Here is a 19,800-nt window from a genome sequence, read left to right as displayed (position 1 = left end):
CAGCATGACACCCCTCTTTAGATTTTGAAAATCATAACCATCTGCACATCCGCACCTTTGCATATCTGCACATCTATAACTTATCTTCAATGTCATTGATCATGTTTTTTGCTTTGTCAAACATCTGCTGTTCTGATATACCAGATACCGGTGCATAACGTGCCATATCGCACAGGTCAAGCGTATCCAGCAGTTCATTGATCAGTCCTTCATCCAGCGAACGTGCTTTCAGTTCCGAAGCAATTTTTTCCCGGTTCAGATCGGCTGCGGCAATATTGAGCTTGTCGCTTAAATAACCGTACAGGCCCCTGAACACATTTTCGTAAAAAGCTTTGGAGTTTTTAGCTGTTAACTGTGCCTGCGCGCTGGCCAGGTGTTTGGCTGCTATTTTACCGGCTTTCCTTCTTTTTACCTCAACAATATCGCTGTTATTCTTTTCGTACCATTTGCCGTATACCAAGGCGCCTAAAAACAACAGCGGACCAAAAGCCAGTAAACCGTAGTACAAGCCCGAGTCATAAAAACCTTCGCCGTTTTTGGCGATATCGCCACTGGTTTTAATATAACGGATGTCCTTATTCAGCAATTTTACATCCTGTTTATCGGCACCGGAAAAAGCGGTGACATTATTTTCCATGGTTCCCTTGTTCACCTTTATCGTGAAACCCTGGGTTGGCAGCGATACATATTTGCCGGTAGCCGGGTTAAAGTACGAAAACTTAACCGGATCGATGGTAAAATTGCCCTCGTGCCGCGGTATCAGCAGGTAACTATAAAGACGGCTGCCGGTTTCGCCGCTTTCTTTTTCGGCAATGGTGTCCTCCGTCTTTGGATCGTACTTCTCAAAATCGGCAGGGAAAGCCGGACTTAATGGCTTTAACAATTTCAGGTTCCCGGTTCCCGAAATTTTAATGGTATAGTTGATCGGCTCATTAGCCTTGATCTCTTTTTTATCTAAGGAAGTGCTGATAGAGAATTTACCCACCGCGCCACCAAAGCCATCCGGTTTTCCAGGCGGGAGTGGTTTTACGTGAATAATGGTCGGCGCGCTTTTGATCTTGTATTTAACATCATTATAGGTGCCAAAAAACTGTCCGAACATATCGTCGTCACTGGCTTTGGCGGCCTCCCGTATCACAAAAAGCATGGATATGGGGTCGATGTTGATATTACCGGTATGCTCGGGGAACAGGATATTCTTTTTCATATCGGCCACGTTGAATTTTACGCCTTTGTAAGTTTCCACATGCCAATTTGGGCTCTGATTTGGATTTTTGATATCCTGGCTAAAAAAACCGTTCAGATCCGGAAGTTTGTCCGGTTCGCTGCCTACTATAGCTACCCGCGTATACAATTTATAGGTTAAAGTGATCTGCTCGCCCAGGTACACGTTGCTTTTGTCGACATCGGCCCTGATAAATAATGATTTATTAATATCTGTTCCTGGTCTTTTCATGGTAACCCGGCTATCGGGCGCATTTTGCGACTGAGCGGCAGCAGCGGCCGCGGCAGCATTATTCTGCTGAGACGCCGATCCTTTCACCGCCTTTATCTTCAGGGGTTTGGTGTTCAGCTGCCGGCCACCCGAAAAAATAGTTGCCGGCCCAATGGTATAGGTACCTTCTTTTACAGCAACCAGTACATAACTATAAGCCATGCTCGAAGAAGCGTTGCCATTGATAACTTCCATACTGGTAGACACGTTAGGGCCCGATACTACCAGGAAACCGGTAAATGAAGGAGGCGTAAAACGGTCGCCGCTATTATTGATGGTAAAAGTTACTTCAAACTGCTCGGTTGTACTTACTTCTGTTTTACTTGCCGAAGCCGTAAAATGAATATCGGCAGCAAAAAGCAGGCTTGTACTCAGCAGAAATAATAACAATATGCAGTATTTTTTTTTCATTTAATTCTTTCAAATCTGTAGCTGTAAGTCAAGTTTTACAAGTCTAAAACTGCCGTCATTGCGAGGTACGAAGCAATCCCAAACTATACAGAGCGGCTCTGCAAATCGGGGATTGCTTCGCACCTCGCAATGACGATATTTTTATAAAGTCGCTCACAACTTAAACCTACCATTCTTTTTCTATGTGCATTTTAACGCCTTTTTGCTTTTTGTTTTTAAGCTTATCCTGCGTTTGTTTTTCATCGTTGTTCAGGGCTTCCAGCATCCGTTCCGCATCATCTTTTGATACATTGTTAGGATTGGGTTGCTGGTCGCCTTTGTTCTTGTTCGGGTCGTTTTTATCCTTGCCGTCTTTGTTATCCTTATTGTCTTTATTGTCCTTGTTCTTATCGTCGTTCTTCTTGTCCTGATCCTTCTTATCCTTATCTTTGTTGTCCTTGTTATCTTTGTTCTTGTCCTTATTGTTCTTGTTGTTTTTATTCTTGTCCTGTTTTTGCTTTTGTTTCAGCTTTTCCTGGGCATAAGCCAGGTTGTAGCGTGTTTCCTCATCATCGGGGTTGTTCAACAATGATTTCTTATAAGCTGTTACGCTTTCTTCCAGTTTTTTTGACTGCAGCATGGAATTACCCAAATTATGATAGGCTTTGGCCAAAACGTCTTTATTCTTGGTTGATGCCGCTATTTTGGTAAACTGCTGCCCTGCATCGGCATACTTATTTTGCTTGTACAGCGCATCGCCCAGGTTAAAGTTACCTGCAACGGTTTTGCCCTGCTTACCAACTGATGCCCGGTAGTTATTTTCGGCATCCTTATAGTTTTGCTGCTGGTATAGCTGATTACCCTTTCTGATATACTTTTTTTCCTGCTGGGCAAAAAGGATAGAAGCCTGCAGCACCAATATGACTACGATGATATATTGCTTCATGACTTTTTTACTTCAAATAATTTTAACCCGCTTAACCGCATGTTTTTACGGTTAGATATAAAAAACTCCGCCACTAATAAAGCCAGCGCTATGGCCAGGAAAAACTGAAAGCGGTCTTCAAAATCCTTGAATGATTTGTTATCATATTCTTTACGCTGAACTTTAGCTACCTGATCCATCACAATGCTTAAACCGCTGTTAGAATTGTTGGCCCTTACATAGATACCTCCACCGGCTGCTGCTATATCCTTGCCCATTTCTTCATTGAGTTTGGTGATGATCTTATTACCGGTTTCATCGGTACGAAAAGTGCTGTTAGCCTCGTCCGGATAAAGCGGGATAGGAGCGCCCTCTGCCGAACCTACGCCTATAACGTTCACCATTACTCCCTTGCTTTTGGCCGATGATGCTGCCTCCATGGCATTATCCTCATGATTTTCGGCATCTGTTATCAGGACTATAGCTTTACCCGTTCCGTTCTTAAAATCAAATGATTTTACGCCCAGATCAATAGCCGCGCCTATAGCCGTACCCTGTGTAGGTACCATGCCGGTACTTACGGTATTTAAAAACAGCTTAGCCGCCGAGTAATCGGTGGTCATGGGTAACTGTACATAGGCCTGGCCGGCAAAAACAATCAGACCGATACGGTCATCGTGCATCCTGTCCACCAACTGCGAGATAGCCCGTTTGGCGTTTTCCAGGCGGTTTGGAGCCAGATCGCGTGCCAGCATACTGTTGGATACATCAAGCAATATCATCAGATCGGCGCCTTTGCGTTTTACTTCTTCGGTTTTTGAACCCAGCTGCGGATCGGCCATGCCGATGATCAAAAAGGCATAGGCCACCACAAAAAAGATAAACTTGAGCCATGGCCTCGAAAACGAAACCTGCGGCATCATGAGGCGTACCACCTTTTTATCGCCCAAAGAGGCAATGGCTTTCCTTTTCCAGCTGCTTACCAGAATAAACAGCAGGATAAATACCGGAATAACCAGCAGTCCCCATAAAATATCTGTATGTGCAAAACGTAGCATCTTTTTTTTATTAAGAATCGAGAGCCAAGAATCAAGACAAATGCAAAAATATTGCTGACTCTAAATTCCTTATTATACCTTATTGACTAAATCCATCTTCTTCTTGACTCTTGATTCTATTTTCTTGATTCTATTTTAATTATGTTAAAGCTCCTTTAAACAGGGTATTTTTCAATAAAAATTCAAGCGATAATAATACCAGTGCTATGATGGCCCAGGGCATAAACATCTCTGTTTTTCTGCGAAACTGGGTTACATCAATCTTAGCTTTCTCCAGCTTATCAATCTGTATATATATCTGCTTCAGTGTTTCGTTATCTGTAGCCCTGAAATACTTGCCCCCGGTTATGTTGGCAATTTTTGAGAGTGTACCTTCGTCAATATCCACCTTCATGCGCTGGTATTGTACCCCCATTGGTGTAGGCACCGGGTAAGGCGCATAACCATTGGTACCCAAGCCCACAGTATAAACCCTTACCCCAAACTGTTTGGCTATCTCGGCAGCCGTAATGGGCGGTATAGAACCGGAGTTGTTGGAGCCATCGGTAAGTAAAATGATCACCTTGCTTTTGGCGGTGCTGGTTCTTAAGCGGTTCACAGCCGTAGCCAGACCCATGCCTATAGCCGTTCCGTCTTCGATCATACCGTTCTTGATATCGGCGTACAGGTTGATCAGTACATCATGGTCAATCGTGAGCGGGCACTGTGTAAAGCTTTCACCGCTGAAGATCACCAGGCCAATACGGTCATCAGGCCGGTTCTTGATAAAATCAATAGCGATATTTTTACCGGCTTCCAGGCGATTGGGTTTAAAATCCTCGGCCAGCATACTGCCCGAAATATCGGAGGCAATCATAATATCGATACCCTCGGTAGTACTGTTTTGCCAGCTTAATGACGACTGTGGCCTTGCCAGTGCCACAATTAAGGCGGCAATAGCCAATGACCGTATCACAATCCCCACGTGTCTGAAACGGGCTGTATTGCTTTTTTTAATAGCAAAGCTTTTCAGGGTAGGCACACCCAGCGTGCCCTGTAACTGGCGCTGTTTCCATACGTACCAGGCCACCATTAATGGTATGATGATAAACAACCAGAAAAATCCCGGATGGGCAAATTCTATTCCTTTAAACCAGCTCATTTGTTATCCTCTTGCTTTTCAATGGGTAATTGAATGGCTTGCTGCGTTCTGTTCACAAAGGCAACGGCATTATCCATGCTTTGTTCATTATCCTGCGGCAATGGTTTCTCTTTCGCAAATTTCACCAAATCGGCCAGTATCAACACCTGGCGCAGCGCGTTGCGGTTATCTTCGCTTATATCCATGTACCGCAGACTAGCAAATATCTCGTCAGAGGTTTGCTCATGCGCTTTGATCACATAACGATTTTCCAGGTAGTCGCGCATAATATCGGTAAGCTCGGTATGGTATTGTTTCGTCTGCTCCTGCTGCCATAGCTTTCTGTTACGCAGTTCGGTTAGTTTTTGCAGCGCTAACACATGAATAGGCACAAGCGGTTTTGGCTCTTCAACAACCACCTTCTTTTTATTCTTACTCCTCAGGTAAAAAATCAAAAAGAGTACCCCGCCGATTATGATGGCTGCTTCTATAATGAGTACCAGCACCAGGTTATCCATCAGCCAGTCTAAAAAAGTATACTGAACAACCAGTGGCTGTTTAATATCGTAGGCGGCTTTGGTGGTATCCACCGCAACGGTGGCTACTATCAGCTTCAAGGGCGCGGTTTTAATCTCAGCACCCTCGGTATGGAACGCGTATGCCGGGATCACATATTCACCACTGTCAAATGCGGTGATGAGATAATGATGCCCGATGGTTTCGATACTGGCGTCATTTTTATCAACTACAGTATCGGCTTTACCGCCTACTATTAAAATTTTATTGGCGATACTGTCTGCCAGTACCGGGAATTCAACCTTGTCCTTATCTTTTACGTGTACACGGGCTGTGATGTGCAGCTGTGTTTGCTCGCCTATTTTAATAGCCTTACGGTCGAGGCTGGCTCCAACTTCCGCGGTTTGCGCACTGCTTTCGTAAACAAATCCGGTAAGCAGTATGGTTAACAGTAGCAGGTGTTTTATAAAGCACTTTATCATCTTTTGCCTTCCCGCTTTTTAAATAATGTCATCAGTGGTTTAACGTATGATTCATGGGTACCAATGCTGGTAAAATCCACACCCGAGCGGCTAAAGGTTTCCCTCAGCTGGCCGTTCCTTCTTAGCCCTTCGGCTTTAAAAGCGGTGCGTACGGCTTTGTCGGAGGTATTCACCCATAAAAGTTCGCCAGTCTCTTCGTCCTTCATCGGGATGAGGCCCAGGTTCGGAAACTCTTCTTCATGTTTATCATAAAGGCGCAGGGCAATCAGGTCATGCTTTTTATTGGCGATCTTTAATTCATCCTCAAAGGCAGGACTAATAAAATCGGAAATAATAAAGGCGGTACACTTTTTCTTGATGGCCCGGGTAAAGAATTTGAGCGCTTCGGCAACATTAGTTCCTTTGCTTTCGGGCTTAAAGTCGATCAGCTCGCGGATGATCATCAGGATATGACTGCGGCCTTTTTTGGGTGGAATGAATTTTTCGATCTTATCGCTAAAAAATAGCACGCCCACCTTATCATTGTTCTGTATGGCCGAAAATGCCAGTACCGCGCAAAGTTCGGTGGCTATATCCTGCTTTTGCTGATTTTGTGTTCCAAAGTTTTCAGAGCCGCTCACGTCAACCAACAGCATAAAAGTAAGCTCGCGCTCCTCATCAAAAACCTTCACGTAAGGATGGTTAAAACGGGCGGTCACGTTCCAGTCGATGGTGCGAATCTCATCGCCCAGCTGGTATTCGCGCACCTCGCTAAAAGCCATACCACGGCCCTTGAAAGCCGAATGGTACTCGCCCGAAAACAGGTGATTGCTCAACCCCCGGGTCTTGATCTCGATCTTCCTTACTTTTTTTAGCAGTTCTTTGGTATCCTTAGCCATAATTTGGAGGAGAGAGTGGAATCAAGAGTCAAGAGCCAAGAATCAAGACAAAAACTTAAACTCTTGTCTTAATACTTGATTTTTGATTCTTTTCTCTTGGCTCTTGACTCTTATCTCTTGATTCTTTTTCTCTTATTTCTTGACTCTTATCTCTTGATTCTTTTCTTACGGTACTTCTACCACGTTCAATATCCCTGTAATAATATTTTCTGAGGTGATGTTCTCAGCCTCGGCTTCATAGCTTAAACCGATACGGTGACGCAGTACATCATGGCAGATGGCACGCACATCCTCGGGGATCACATAGCCCCTGCGTTTGATGAACGCGTAGGCTTTCGCGGCCAGCGCCAGGTTGATACTCGCCCTTGGCGATGCGCCAAAGGTGATCAGGTTTTTATAGTGCGCCAGTTTTGCCTGCTCAGGGTAACGGGTAGCGAAAACAATATCAATAATGTATTGCTCTATCTTCTCATCCATGTACACTTCCCTTACAATTTTACGGGCACGCACAATTTCCTCCGGTTTGATGATAGGCGATGGTTTTGGCATACCGCCCGGCAATATATTGGCACGGATGATGCGTTTCTCCTCTTCCTTATCCGGATAGTTGATCACCACTTTCAGCATAAAACGGTCAACCTGTGCTTCGGGCAGCGGGTAGGTACCTTCCTGCTCAATCGGGTTCTGGGTAGCCAGTACCAGGAAAGGGTTTGGCAGCGGGAAGGTATTGTCGCCAATAGTTACCTGGCGTTCCTGCATCGCTTCCAGCAGCGCGCTTTGCACTTTGGCTGGCGCACGGTTGATCTCATCGGCCAGGATAAAGTTGGAGAACAGCGGTCCTTTACGCACAATGAACTCTTCTTTTTTCTGGTTGTATATCATGGTACCCAGCAAATCGGCCGGTAAAAGATCGGGGGTAAACTGGATCCGGCTGTAGTCGGCCTGGATGGCTTTGGCCAGCGTGTTGATGGCCAGCGTTTTTGCCAGTCCCGGAACTCCTTCCAAAAGGATGTGCCCGTCGGCCAGCAAACCGATCAGTAAGCGTTCCACCATATATTTTTGCCCGATGATCACTTTATCCATCTCCAATTTCAGGAGGTCGATAAAAGCGCTTTCTCTTTGTATCATTTCATTCAGCGCCCTGATATCGGTTGAATACGATAAGCTACCAGGTACAGTGCCTGATGAAACGTTTTCAGTATTACTTTTTAATTCTTCCATGCTTCTTTTTTGTTCGGTAGGCAAACTTACTCACCTTAACATTTTTTCGCCAAAAAAAATGCCCGCTTAAATGTTAAAATTTGTTAAATCTTTGTCGTTCGCCGTAAATATATAGGTTTTTATGAGCCTAAAGCGCAAAGCAGAAAGCCTAAAGCGACTATTATATAAAAAGAGGCTTTAATAACTTTTCAGATACATATCAATGTCACTGAGTTAAGAAATTAGCCCCGACCCCATCGGGGTCAAAGCTCGGCAGAAAACAAAAGAATAAAAGTACCGTGCCGTAGGTACGAAAACCCTGTGTTATTTATCAGCGGATTATGTGGCGTACCTACGGCACGCGAAATGTACTACTATTGGTTCCTACCGAGCTTTTGCACCTACCGGTGCACTTACTAATTGTTAAGTCAATGGCATTACTATGCATTCGGAAATAATCGGCGTTTGTAACCAAATTCTTATAACAGAAACAGAACGATTTGGCTACCTTTAAAGTATTATCAGCTATTGTAATATACATGTACAAAAAATATCTACTCCTCATGCTGCTTGCTGGCAGTATATTTTTCTCAGGCATTGTTCACAGTCAAACTGCATTTAAAAACATCCCCCTTCCGCCAAACATCAGTAGTGTAAACGAAGAATTTTCGGGCATGACGCTATACGCCGGCAGGGTTTACCTTGAACCGCAATACGGCAGTCATAAAGAAACCAAACTTGATGGCGACTTTTTTATATACAGCCTGCTGGCCGATAGTGTCGGCCGCGTGATAGATGGTAAAGACACGGCGTTAACCGCTTACCGGCCCATCCGTGTTAAAAATCTGGATAAATTGCCCGACTCCGTAAAAACTTATTATGAAGGTTTTGAGGCTATAACCATTGTCAATAATATAGCATACCTGTCTATCGAAACCAACGATACTTACGACTATTGCTTTCTGCTCCGGGGAGTCCTGGACACCCTTCAAAATACCATCACTATCGATCCTCTGCACTTCGCGACGCTTAAAAGGCCCCTGCGTATTAACAACGCGGGGTTTGAAAGCGTTACCTGGCTGCCTAAAGAGAAAAAGCTGCTGGCTTATTACGAGTATAACGGGATGCCTGGCGGTGGTAAAGGTTATTTGATTGATACTTCGCTTCAGAAGGCTCCACAATCTGTAAAAGTACCGTTCCTCTATTTCAGGATAACGGATATGGTGGCTACCAAAAAGGATAAGATCTACGGCATCAATTATTTCTGGAACGGCGACTATGATGCTTACCTTAATAACGATCAGCTTAAAAACCAAGAAGAAAATATAAAAGCAAGCATTCCCGATCTGAAGGATAATATTACCCAAAACCCGGATTATCTGAAAAAGAAAAGCACCAACTATGGCCGCATTGTGATGCTCAAGAACCGGAAAGATAAACGTTGGAAACAGGTTACCGCGGCATTCCCTGCACCAAAAAATAACTGGGAAGGTATAACACTTTACCGGGATGGTGCATTGATTATTACCGATGCCAACCGCAGCAGCAAACAGTTGACTACGTTTGGGTATGTGAAATTTTAATAATGTTGAGAGGCTTATATTTTAAACTTGTCATCCTGAGCGTAGTGACGGATCTATCCGCTAACATGCATACTGAACAACAGATTCTTCGCTGCGCTCAGAATAACAAACTATGTTTTACTGGCTATTTTCTAATCATCCGCACATCTGAAATCTGCACATCCGCACATCTAACTCAGTGCTTATCCCCAAAGCCAAACTCTTTATAAGTATTGGGCGCGCTATCCGCGTTTTTGAACGCGAAAGTGAAGGTGGCACCCCAGCTTTCAAAATCGGCATTTTTATCGGTCGATGTTTCCACATGTACCGAGCTGATCATGTATACGCCTTCACGGCTCAGTTTAAAATAGATTTGTCCCTGGGCATCAGAGCTTAGTTTTTGCGGGAACACATTACCGTTTATAGTTCTGATGTATACAATTACCACGGCATCTTTCAAAGGCTTTCCTTTAAATAGTACCTGGGCGGTTACATCATCGCCATAGCTGGCTTTATACGGGTTTTGCTGTATTACTATTTCATAAGTTTCGCCAAGCGGTTTATCAAAATCCTTACCGTTGGGTTTATCAACTGATATCAGCGTTTTTAAGTACCGGTTTGTTTTTTCGACAAAATACTGCTGGTTGCTGTTCTTGGCATCTTCGGCTATCTTATCCAACCCTTCGTTATCCAGATATTTCAAGAATTTATTTCTTTCCGATTCGATGCTTTCGCTTTTCACCATCTCGATGAGGGCTATTCCGCTATTCTCCAGCTTGTAATTCAGCACATTGGCCGATGTATCTTTGGGGGCCTGTGTCAGGTCGGTCTTTTTTGATCCTTCATACAACATGAACTTGGTCAACTTGGCATCTTTATACCGGTATTCGGCGTCTTTTTGAAAATCATTACCGCTTAACAGGTGCAGACTGAGCTTGTCGCCTTTTTTCATGTTAAAGGATTCCGGCAGCAAAAAATAATCCTGTGAGCTGGCGGCAAACCCAATGATCAGCAAGAGCGCGAGGAGTAAAAGTCCGTTTCGTTTCATAGTTATTAGATAGGATTACCAAACATACAAAGTTTTAAAAACTTCAGTAGTTTTACAGTATGATTTTTGACCGTAAAAGCCTGAATAACGAAAATTTAACATTTTTTTACAAAAAACTGTTGCTGCCGCGCCTCATTGAGGAGAAGATGCTGATCCTTTTACGCCAGGGCCGCATTGGCAAATGGTTTTCGGGAATAGGGCAGGAAGCTATTGCCGTGGGCAGTACGCTGGCCATGCAAAACGACGAATATATATTGCCCATGCATCGCAACCTGGGTGTTTTTACTACCCGCGATATCCCGCTTTCCCGGCTGATGGCCCAGTGGCAGGGTAAGCCTTCGGGTTTTACCAAGGGGCGCGACCGCTCATTCCATTTCGGCACGCAGGAATATAAGATCATCGGGATGATATCGCACCTGGGGCCGCAGCTGGCCCTGGCCGATGGTATTGCCCTGGCAGATGTTTTAGCGGACCGGAAAAGATCGACCCTGGTATTTACCGGCGAGGGAGCTACCAGCGAAGGTGATTTTCATGAGGCCCTCAACATTGCCTCAGTTTGGAAACTACCGGTTATATTTTTGATCGAGAACAACGGCTACGGTCTATCGACCCCAGTGAACGAGCAATACAATTGTTTAAAACTAGTTGATAAAGCTGTAGGATATGGTATAGAAGGCCGCCGCATTGACGGCAACAACATACTGGAGGTTTATCACACCATTAAAGAGATAAACGATAGCATCCGTGAAAATCCGCGACCGGTACTGTTGGAGTGTATGACCTTTAGGATGCGGGGGCACGAGGAAGCCTCGGGAACTAAATATGTTCCACAGAATTTGTTTGAATGGTGGGCCGGTAAAGATCCGGTAGCCAATTTTGAGCAATATTTATTGGACGAAGGTGTGATCCGTCCGGAGTGGATCCCGGTATTTAAAAAAGAGATCACCACGCTTATTGAAACGGAATTTGAAAAGGTATACAACGAGGCAGATATTATACCGGATATAGCAACCGAAGTGCTGGACATGTATCAGCCTTACCAATTCCCGGCTGCACAACCTACTGCAACCCCGGCAACCCATAAACGTTATATTGATGCTATAAGCGATGGACTGCGCCAGGCTATGCGCAAACACCCCAACCTGGTGATCATGGGGCAGGATATTGCCGAATACGGTGGCGCCTTCAAGATTACCCAGGGCTTTTTGGAAGAATTTGGCAAGCCGCGTGTGCGTAACACGCCTATTTGCGAATCGGGCATAGTGGGAGCAGGCATGGGCTTGGCCCTGAATGGTTACAAAGCCATTGTTGAAATGCAGTTTGCCGATTTTGTTACCTGTGGTTTTAACCAGATCATTAACAACCTGGCCAAAACACACTATCGCTGGGCACAAGCGGTTGATATGGTGGTGCGGATGCCTACAGGTGCAGGTACAGGCGCAGGCCCTTTCCACTCGCAGAGCAACGAGGCCTGGTTCACCAAAACACCCGGACTAAAAGTAGTTTATCCAGCTTTCCCGGCTGATGCCAAGGGTTTGCTATTAGCCGCTATTGACGACCCTAACCCGGTCATTTATTTTGAACATAAATATTTGTACCGCAGCATCAGCGGCGATGTACCCGATAACGATGTGCTGATAGAAATTGGCAAAGCCAATGTAGTGAAACAGGGCACACAAGCCAGTATTATTACCTTTGGCCTGGGTGTACACTGGGCCCTGGAATATGCCGAAAAACATCCTGAACTATCGCTCGAGATCATCGACCTGCGCAGCCTGCTGCCATGGGATCACCAGGCAGTGGAAGAAAGCGTAAAGAAAACCGGCAGAGCCCTGGTATTGCATGAAGATACCCTAACCAGTGGTTTTGGCGCGGAGATAGCCGCGCATATTGCTGAGCATTGCTTTAAATACCTGGATGCCCCCGTAATGCGTTGCGGCAGCCTGGATACCGCCATCCCCATGAACAAAGCCCTGGAAGACCAATTTTTGGCGAAAGCAAGGCTGGAGGAAACGGTGGAGAGGTTGCTAAAGTATTAGTTAACACGAGGTGTCATGCTGAGCGCCGTCGAAGCATGGTGGGCAGGCCTCTGCGCGCGCCCTTCGACAAGCTCAGGGTGACACCTCATGGTTAATAAAAAATACGTCATTGCGAGGTACGAAGCAATCTCTACGTAAGCATATCGGTTACGCCTATTTGCTCTGTACAGTTTAGAGATTGCTTCGTACCTCGCAATGACGTGGTTTTTGAATTTTTTCTTGTCTCTTGATTCTTATCTCTTGCCTCTAAAACCTACTTCCACTTAAAACTCTTGATCATTACAGCTATATCCTGCTTGATAAAATTAAGCACGGGCTGAATAGAATCCAGGCGGGGTTCGGAGTTAAAGTAGAGGGCGCCGCGCAGGTAATTTTTTGTACTGTCGGTCAGGAAGAACTGTGCCGATGATGCCGCGTTGCCATCAATGGTATAATAGATACCATAAACCTTACGCTCGGTATAACCTATTACACCTTCATCAATAGAAGTGGCTTTTACCGTATGTTTAAAGGCGAAGGTGCGGGCATCCTCCACCAGTTCATTAAATACTTTTTTGGAGGTTACCGGCTGATAGCTTAAATGCAATGTAGCATGAAATTGCGGGAACTGCATATTTACCCAGCATGGTTTCGCACCTTTGGTTCTGTCGGGCTCGATAACGGCGTATTTAGGATAGCTGAAAGAATAAGGACAGCCCGCGTTATAATCCTGGTATTCTTTTTTAGGAAAAGCGATGCGGTAATATCCCCTCGGCTTTGGCGAATAATCATGGTTACCACCACAGGCCGCCAAAAACAACAGCGCTGCCGTCAATAGCCCTGCATATCTCATACGCGGTTATCTTTAGCATTCCATATCTCCCATGATCTTTCGGCTTGTAGTACCAGCATTTCGTAACCGTTTTTGGTGGCGGCGCCCTGCTCGCGGCCTTTTCGCAAGAACAAGGTTTCTTCCGGGTTGTAGATCAGGTCATACAGCAAATGCTCATCGGTTATCGCCTCATAAGGTATCGGCGGGCACTCATCAATCTTGGGTGCGGTGCCAACAGGGGTGGTATTGATAATGATCTTATGCTGTTTAATGTGATCCGGTTTCAGGTCGCTGAACAGGATATGATCGGGATGCGGTTTACGGGTAACGGTTTTATAGGCAATACCCATGTTTTCCAGCACACATTTTACCGCTTGTGCCGCGCCGCCATCGCCCAGCACCAGGGCCTCATCTTCGGTATCCTTTATTAATGGACGGATAGACATTTCGAAACCATACAGATCTGTGTTATATCCCTCCAGCCTGAAATCATGGCCTCCAATACCGACCTCGCCGGTAAAAGCTGCCTGTACAGGACTTTCGGCAATTACACAGATACAGTTTACCGCTCCGGCTTTGCGGGCATCATGCTCAATCCAATCCAGGTAGGGCAACACAGCCACCTTATGTGGGATGGTGATATTGAGACCGCAGATATCCGGGTGTTCATCCAGCAGATCCTGCAGGTCTTTGATATGCTCCAGGGGATACAGCTCATAAGCAGCATCGGTTATACCTTCGTCCTTAAATTTTTCGGCAAAATATTTCTTTGAAAAAGAATGTGAAAGGGGATAGCCTATAAGTCCGTATTGTTTCATGGCGTAATATTAGCAACATTTCATAAGTTATGGAAACTATTGAGCAGTGGGAGGCTGATTCCTTTTCAATTTAAAATACAAAACTTTCGCCTTTTGCCTGCGCCAGCAAATAATGAATGCTATAAGCAAAGTACCCGCGGGTATAAACAGGGCGTAATCATGCATGCGTTTGGTGGTTAAGGCTGCCAGGATGGCGCCTGCTAAAAAACAAACGCAAACAAAGCCGAATAGCCGGGCCTCGCGCAGGGCCACGGGGTTTCGCGCCGGCATAGTACCCCTAAAAAAAGCCTCGGCAAAACGGCGCAGGTTACCGGTTGTCATGACGGAGTTATAGGTCCATTGCTCCAGTTTGGTAAAGCTCGAATTTTGCATGGCCGCCACCAGCGATATGGCCAACACCAAAGGTATATCCGGAAAAGAATCAGATAAAAACGAACAGGCTATAAGTACAATGATCTCGAAACCCAGACAGGTTAAGGCGGGCTTGGGCAGATATTTTAATACTGATGGCAAGTGCATGCGGTAAGCGATGAACACACCGATCAAAAATGCTATAATAGGCGGAATGTGGTGCATGGCCTGCTGCCAGTCGCCCAGGGCGGCATACATCCCCAGAAACACTACATTACCCGTCATGGAATTAGCAAATACGCCACCATGCCCAACATAGGTAAATACATCCAAAAAACCGCCAGACAAGGTAAGCAAGGCGGCAACTTCTATAGAATTATCAGAATACACCTGCACCGGCGTTTGGCCGGAATTTTCTGTTGATGAATTTTCAGCTTCTGTGACCATTGCTGTTGTTCGATAGTTTTATAGGTAAATGATATCATGCCCAAGATAGCTAAACAAATTTATGGAAAGTGCACAAAAACGAATAAGCCGCGAGGTCTCGCGGCTTATTTACAATTTACTGAGGAGTTATTTAAAACAGGGGTTTTACTGATTAACAGACCATTCGCTCAACTGAAAATCCACACTGCCATTATTGGCGGTTACATACAAGCGATAATACTTGTATGCGGTGGTGTTAGTAAACGAATAGCTTTTGGTTTGATTGCGCGAAGGAAAACTTTCATTGGTGCGAACATCCAATTGCGTAAATGTGGAACCATTATTAGAGCCCATTAATTTCCAGCTTTTAGGATCGCGGTCAGGGGCATCATTGCCCGAGGTGAGCGCGTATCCTTTTAATATTACTACTGATGGATAAGTTAACTGCGCCCAGAAGCCGGTATCATAACCCGCCACAAAAAATTTGGAAGCCAGGTTATTATCAATCATTTTTAATGAGCCTTCATTTGCGCCTGCGCCACCGCTGTTTTCTTTACTAACGGTAAGGGTAACGGTTGTTGGGGTACTTCCGGGGTAAGTAACATTTGGGAACGTTGCCTTAGCCTGTTCTAATTGAACGGTCCAGTCGTTACCTTGTTCGTCCAGGTTTCCAAAAGCAGTAAGGGCCAGCTGTTTCAGATCAGCTCCGGCAGCGCCGCTCCAGAAATGTACAAACTCACCAAAACTCAAATCCCTGGTGTATTCGCTGATGTTGGTTACACCGTTTGAAACCGTATGTTTTGGGAAATTAGCCGCCAGCAAAGTGAAATATTTGTTGAGCACCGCGGTTTTTCCATATTGGGTATAAAGCGGGTACCACCAGTCTTTAAACCAATGTGTATTGGCGCGGGGGTAAGGATCTGAGCCACCTAAAACCAGGTTATACCAGCGCTGGGCATCGGCGGTACGTCCCAGGCCAAGGTATACATCATAAATATACATCTCCATCCATTTGCTGTCATGCCAGATATTAAATGCCGGCGAACCATGTACATTTTTTGAGGCACCCTCTACAATGTGCCCAACTTCATGCGTGGTAAGGTCCAGGTCGTTACCAGTACCAGCTGTCCAGGCGGTAGTGCTTGATGATCCGCAATCAATTACGTTTCTGTAGTCATGACTGCCATCCAAATAAGTACTGGGATGCCCGCCGCTATACTTAGCGGTATGCAATATCACATACAGCTGTGATTCTGTTCCGAATGAACCATAAGTTTTTTTGGTGTAGTTCCAAACCTGGGCCAGATAGGTACTAGGCCAGGTGATGCTACGGTCAACATCGTTATCGTAGTAAACCGCCACCCTGGTATCGTTAAATACGCGGTTAAGTAGCTGGTTGTGTTCAAACCAATGCTCCTGCCAGGTAAGCGGGGCATCGGCAAGGACAGTGTTTTTCTTCGGATCGTCATTTGACTGGTCAGTAATCTGGTTTTGTTTGGTGCATGACATGACGGCTCCGAGCAGCAGAACGCTCAAGAACGTGGTTTTGATTTTCATAGTGTTGTGTTTTATAAGGTTGATTAATAAGTTTCATATTAAATACACGCCATATGACCAAATCATAAAAAGCACCCCTGATCACCAAATCGCTGTTCTATAATTATATATATTGATAAAACGATTTACTAATATATATAATTATTATATCATTTTGTATTATTTGTCGAAACTTTATTTCTAATATCTTAATAATTATATTATTGATTAATATGTAGGTATTGTGTATAGCTATGGCTTCTTAAAATGTACTATGATAAGAAGCCCCCACATCATTGCGAGCGAAGCGTGGTAACCCCAGATTAGCAGGGCCTCTCTGTAAGTAGGGGATTGCCACGTCGTTCCTCCTCGCAATGACGCGCTAAGAAAGAGATGATTACGAAAGCTTCTTCTTCTTTCACTCCTTAAAACAAAAAAAGCCTCCAGAAATTAATCCGGAGACTTCTTAATTCATATAGTAAGACCAGTTATAAATTCAAAAAATGATCGAAAGTATCGCTGCGGATACCTAATCTTAATGTTTCCAGCGGAATAATATCTGTTGGGGCAATATTACCCAAGCTCACGTTGGCGCCTATCAGTTTAATAAACCATACCTGCTGTGCCTTTTGCGGGGCTTCCCAAATAATGGTGCCTTCGGGTATCTGGGTCAGGATCTCATCCACCAGACCCTGCCTTACCTCGCCAGAATCGCGGTAAATACCTACGTTACCGCTTTCACGGGCTTCGGCTATTACCTTCCATGAACCTGCCTCAATTTCGGCGTTCATCAGTTTGATCCATTTATATGGTGCAAATATCTTTTGCACATCTTTGGAACCTACTTCCGATATCACGGTAACCTGTTTAGCCAGGCGACTGATATATTCGCATTTGATCTCATGCTCAATAGTGATGGATCCGTCAGACACTTCACAATGCTCCAGCTTGTATTTATCCAATAGACGACAGTAATCATCAAACTGGTTACGTACAATAAAAGCCTCAAACAAAGTACCTCCAAAATATACTGGAATGCCTGCTTCCTGGTACAGCTTTACTTTTTCGGTTAAGTTAGGGGTAACGTATGAGGTTGCCCAACCCAGTTTAACAATATCCGTATAAGCTCCACCTACTTCCAGAAAATCCTCCACTTGCCTTAAACTCAATCCTTTGTCCATCACCATGGTAATGCCTTTATCACGAGGTTTAGCTGTACGTTCGGGAAGATCATTGATCATATAATTCATACAATAGATGGTTATAGCCTATAACTAAAAGTTCTAATGGTGCAAATATCCGAAAAAAAACTGACTCAACTATGCAATTGTGCTAATTTCAGATGTGCAAATGATGAAGTTTTTGTAAAATTTATATCGCAATTAAAAGGGCTGTCAGTCTGAGCTCCGTCGAAGACTCGCGCGTAGAGGCCTACCCACCATGCTTCGACGGAGCTCAGCATGACACCCGACGCTCCTTGAATAAAAATAAAATGGCGATTGATACTGAAATCAACCGCCATTTTTTTATCATTTGCACATCTGCACATCTAAAATCTGTACATCTGCTACTTCGTATACTTATTAATAATATCCACAATCACCTTGTTCTTTTGTAATTGCGGCAGGTAATCAAATAGTATATAATGTTTGTCCGGATCGCTGGTCAGGGCCATTTCCAGGTGGTTTAGGGCCTCATTGTATTCGCCTTTGGCAAATAAATAAGCCACCATTCGGTAATAAAGCTCAGCCGCTTCGGGGTTATTTTTGATAGCTTCCGATATGATCTCGATAGCGCCGGTTAGCCTGTCCTGCTCATACAATATAGATGAGTAGTCTAACCAGGCATCAATATCCAGCGGGTTTAGTTCCACCACCTTTTCATAAGCCTGCTCAGCTTCGGTCATATGACCCAGTTTATACTCGGCATCGGCAATGGCAAACCAGTAATCGGCATTGGCAATATCCAGGTCGAGCGCTTTTTTATAAAAATGCAGGGCCTCAAAATAACGTTCTTCAAAATCAAGCGTAACACCTATGCCAAACCAGGCATCGGCCAGCTTAGGATCCATTTTAACTGATTTTTTATAAAAGGCGCGGGCATCGTCCATCTGCTCCAGCTTTTCATAGCACTCGCCAATGGCACAGTAAGTATCGGCATTAGGCTGCTCGTACTCAAAGGTATGGCGGTATACTTCAATCGCTTCAGCATATTTTTCCAGGTTAACCAGGGCATTACCCTTGTTAAAGTAGGCCGACGCAAAGCTGTCCTTGATCAGGATGGCGTAGTCATAAGCGTCAATGGCTTTTTCAAACAGGCTCAGCTTGGTGTAGGCGTTGCCCAGGTTATACCATGCGGCATAACTGTAAGGCTCGTTATCAATATACTGTTGATAAAACTGCACGCTTTCCTGCTGGTTGTCCATTACGTCATAGCAAAAAGCCAGTTCGTACAGGGCATCCTGGTTTTCCATATTCTGCTTAAGGCAAAGCTTAAGATAGGTTATGGCCGTGTCATAGTCGCCCATGTTTTGGTACACGTAGGCAATATGCAGCAGGATCTCGTCGGTCTCTTCAGCCAGGCCCAATGCTTTTTCATAATTTTCCAGGGCTTCGCCATAGCGCTCCATACTTTCGTATAAATTGCCGCGGATAATATAAATATCCGCATCAGAAGCCTCCAGCATGGCAGCTTTGTCTAAAGCCGCGAAAGCTTCGGTTACTTTGTTGGTAACTACCAGTAATTGTGCCTGTTTAATTAAAAAAACCGCTGCAAAAGGGTGTTGGTTACGCGCGTATTCTGCTACTTGCAGAGCCTTGGCCGGATCATTTTTCTCGATGTAGTAGTCGATAATGTTCTCAAACGCCTGGGCATCAAAAAAGTACTGGTCGTGATTACGGATCATCTCCTCGTACCGTTCTACCGAAAACTTTGGATCTTCGGTAAAACCAAATTCAAATTCTTCTTCCATTCAATTTTGTTTGCAGAACATCCGCTTTAGGTTAACAATTGTTATTGTCTTGTAAAGACTTATTGAGTTCAAAATACAACAAGTAAGCCTCCAATAAACAATTTAGTTTTCAACATTCACACATTTTTAACATGATCTGCTTGCAAAGTATTGATAATTAATGACAATCAATTC

General features: G+C 44.6%; 16 protein-coding genes. 2 read left to right on the top strand and 14 right to left on the bottom strand.

What is annotated here, in order from left to right:
- Window positions 1-73: 73 nt before the first annotated feature.
- The 7 genes from BLR84_RS15490 to BLR84_RS15460 all read right to left on the bottom strand — a co-directional run bounded on the left by BLR84_RS15490 (window position 74) and on the right by BLR84_RS15460 (window position 7,989).
- On the bottom strand, window positions 74-1,906 hold the full coding sequence (locus BLR84_RS15490; protein WP_090469822.1) for a BatD family protein: 1,833 nt from the start codon (window positions 1,904-1,906) through the stop codon (window positions 74-76).
- Between the two features lie 166 nt (window positions 1,907-2,072).
- Complete coding sequence (locus BLR84_RS15485) at window positions 2,073-2,831, bottom strand: tetratricopeptide repeat protein (protein ID WP_090469820.1); 759 nt, start codon at window positions 2,829-2,831, stop codon at window positions 2,073-2,075.
- Window positions 2,828-3,868, bottom strand: coding sequence for a vWA domain-containing protein (locus BLR84_RS15480; protein WP_090469817.1), 1,041 nt, complete (start codon window positions 3,866-3,868; stop codon window positions 2,828-2,830). Before BLR84_RS15480 ends, BLR84_RS15485 begins: the two co-directional genes overlap by 4 nt.
- A 139-nt stretch (window positions 3,869-4,007) precedes the next feature.
- Window positions 4,008-5,009, bottom strand: coding sequence for a vWA domain-containing protein (locus tag BLR84_RS15475; RefSeq protein WP_176852080.1), 1,002 nt, complete (start codon window positions 5,007-5,009; stop codon window positions 4,008-4,010).
- Window positions 5,006-5,986, bottom strand: a complete 981-nt coding sequence (locus BLR84_RS15470; RefSeq protein WP_255366955.1) for a BatD family protein — start codon at window positions 5,984-5,986, stop codon at window positions 5,006-5,008. Before BLR84_RS15470 ends, BLR84_RS15475 begins: the two co-directional genes overlap by 4 nt.
- Window positions 5,983-6,864: a DUF58 domain-containing protein gene (locus BLR84_RS15465; protein WP_090469814.1), complete on the bottom strand. Its 882-nt coding sequence runs from the start codon at window positions 6,862-6,864 to the stop codon at window positions 5,983-5,985. The genes BLR84_RS15470 and BLR84_RS15465 overlap by 4 nt, the downstream gene beginning before the upstream one ends.
- 165 nt (window positions 6,865-7,029) lie before the next feature.
- Window positions 7,030-7,989, bottom strand: coding sequence for an AAA family ATPase (locus tag BLR84_RS15460; RefSeq protein WP_369829183.1), 960 nt, complete (start codon window positions 7,987-7,989; stop codon window positions 7,030-7,032).
- Between the two features lie 614 nt (window positions 7,990-8,603).
- On the opposite strand from BLR84_RS15460, the gene BLR84_RS15455 reads away from it, so the two are divergent.
- Window positions 8,604-9,647, top strand: coding sequence for a hypothetical protein (locus BLR84_RS15455; protein WP_090469809.1), 1,044 nt, complete (start codon window positions 8,604-8,606; stop codon window positions 9,645-9,647).
- A 175-nt stretch (window positions 9,648-9,822) separates the two neighbouring features.
- Here the strand turns inward: BLR84_RS15455 and BLR84_RS15450 are convergent, their stop codons facing one another.
- The gene (locus BLR84_RS15450) at window positions 9,823-10,674 is read right to left on the bottom strand and encodes a DUF4198 domain-containing protein (RefSeq protein WP_090469806.1); all 852 of its coding nucleotides are present in this window, start codon (window positions 10,672-10,674) and stop codon (window positions 9,823-9,825) included.
- A gap of 59 nt (window positions 10,675-10,733) precedes the next feature.
- Between BLR84_RS15450 and BLR84_RS15445 the strand changes: the two genes are divergently transcribed.
- Window positions 10,734-12,713 carry an alpha-ketoacid dehydrogenase subunit alpha/beta gene (locus BLR84_RS15445; protein ID WP_090469803.1) on the top strand — a complete coding sequence of 660 codons (1,980 nt, stop codon included), beginning with the start codon at window positions 10,734-10,736 and terminating at the stop codon, window positions 12,711-12,713.
- Window positions 12,714-12,966: 253 nt separating this feature from the next.
- Here BLR84_RS15445 and gldD read toward each other — a convergent pair whose 3' ends face one another.
- The 6 genes from gldD to BLR84_RS15410 form a co-directional block, all read right to left on the bottom strand.
- Entirely contained in the window at window positions 12,967-13,545 is a 579-nt protein-coding gene (gldD, locus tag BLR84_RS15440; protein WP_090469800.1) for a gliding motility lipoprotein GldD, read from the bottom strand.
- Complete coding sequence (locus tag BLR84_RS15435) at window positions 13,542-14,342, bottom strand: shikimate dehydrogenase family protein (protein ID WP_090469798.1); 801 nt, start codon at window positions 14,340-14,342, stop codon at window positions 13,542-13,544. The genes gldD and BLR84_RS15435 overlap by 4 nt, the downstream gene beginning before the upstream one ends.
- A 36-nt stretch (window positions 14,343-14,378) precedes the next feature.
- Window positions 14,379-15,140 (bottom strand): YoaK family protein, encoded by a 762-nt coding sequence (locus BLR84_RS15430; protein WP_090469795.1) that lies wholly within the window; start codon window positions 15,138-15,140, stop codon window positions 14,379-14,381.
- 144 nt (window positions 15,141-15,284) lie between these two features.
- Complete coding sequence (locus BLR84_RS15425) at window positions 15,285-16,676, bottom strand: discoidin domain-containing protein (RefSeq protein WP_090469793.1); 1,392 nt, start codon at window positions 16,674-16,676, stop codon at window positions 15,285-15,287.
- Window positions 16,677-17,143: 467 nt separating this feature from the next.
- Window positions 17,144-17,905: a phosphosulfolactate synthase gene (locus BLR84_RS15420; RefSeq protein ID WP_090469790.1), complete on the bottom strand. Its 762-nt coding sequence runs from the start codon at window positions 17,903-17,905 to the stop codon at window positions 17,144-17,146.
- 317 nt (window positions 17,906-18,222) lie between these two features.
- Window positions 18,223-19,626, bottom strand: coding sequence for a tetratricopeptide repeat protein (locus BLR84_RS15410; protein ID WP_090469785.1), 1,404 nt, complete (start codon window positions 19,624-19,626; stop codon window positions 18,223-18,225).
- Window positions 19,627-19,800 lie beyond the last annotated feature (174 nt).

Source organism: Mucilaginibacter sp. OK268, from assembly GCF_900103125.1.
Classification (GTDB): domain Bacteria; phylum Bacteroidota; class Bacteroidia; order Sphingobacteriales; family Sphingobacteriaceae; genus Mucilaginibacter.
Note: the sequence above shows the minus strand (reverse complement) of the source record. Positions and strands in the feature narration are given on the sequence as shown.

Coding starts and splice junctions, on each gene's coding strand:
- BLR84_RS15490 (WP_090469822.1), bottom strand. CDS start 1,906: ATGAAAAAAAAATACTGCATATTGTTATTATTTCTGCTGAGTACAAGC.
- BLR84_RS15485 (WP_090469820.1), bottom strand. CDS start 2,831: ATGAAGCAATATATCATCGTAGTCATATTGGTGCTGCAGGCTTCTATC.
- BLR84_RS15480 (WP_090469817.1), bottom strand. CDS start 3,868: ATGCTACGTTTTGCACATACAGATATTTTATGGGGACTGCTGGTTATT.
- BLR84_RS15475 (WP_176852080.1), bottom strand. CDS start 5,009: ATGAGCTGGTTTAAAGGAATAGAATTTGCCCATCCGGGATTTTTCTGG.
- BLR84_RS15470 (WP_255366955.1), bottom strand. CDS start 5,986: ATGATAAAGTGCTTTATAAAACACCTGCTACTGTTAACCATACTGCTT.
- BLR84_RS15465 (WP_090469814.1), bottom strand. CDS start 6,864: ATGGCTAAGGATACCAAAGAACTGCTAAAAAAAGTAAGGAAGATCGAG.
- BLR84_RS15455 (WP_090469809.1), top strand. CDS start 8,604: ATGTACAAAAAATATCTACTCCTCATGCTGCTTGCTGGCAGTATATTT.
- BLR84_RS15450 (WP_090469806.1), bottom strand. CDS start 10,674: ATGAAACGAAACGGACTTTTACTCCTCGCGCTCTTGCTGATCATTGGG.
- BLR84_RS15445 (WP_090469803.1), top strand. CDS start 10,734: ATGATTTTTGACCGTAAAAGCCTGAATAACGAAAATTTAACATTTTTT.
- gldD (WP_090469800.1), bottom strand. CDS start 13,545: ATGAGATATGCAGGGCTATTGACGGCAGCGCTGTTGTTTTTGGCGGCC.
- BLR84_RS15435 (WP_090469798.1), bottom strand. CDS start 14,342: ATGAAACAATACGGACTTATAGGCTATCCCCTTTCACATTCTTTTTCA.
- BLR84_RS15430 (WP_090469795.1), bottom strand. CDS start 15,140: ATGGTCACAGAAGCTGAAAATTCATCAACAGAAAATTCCGGCCAAACG.
- BLR84_RS15425 (WP_090469793.1), bottom strand. CDS start 16,676: ATGAAAATCAAAACCACGTTCTTGAGCGTTCTGCTGCTCGGAGCCGTC.
- BLR84_RS15420 (WP_090469790.1), bottom strand. CDS start 17,905: ATGAATTATATGATCAATGATCTTCCCGAACGTACAGCTAAACCTCGT.
- BLR84_RS15410 (WP_090469785.1), bottom strand. CDS start 19,626: ATGGAAGAAGAATTTGAATTTGGTTTTACCGAAGATCCAAAGTTTTCG.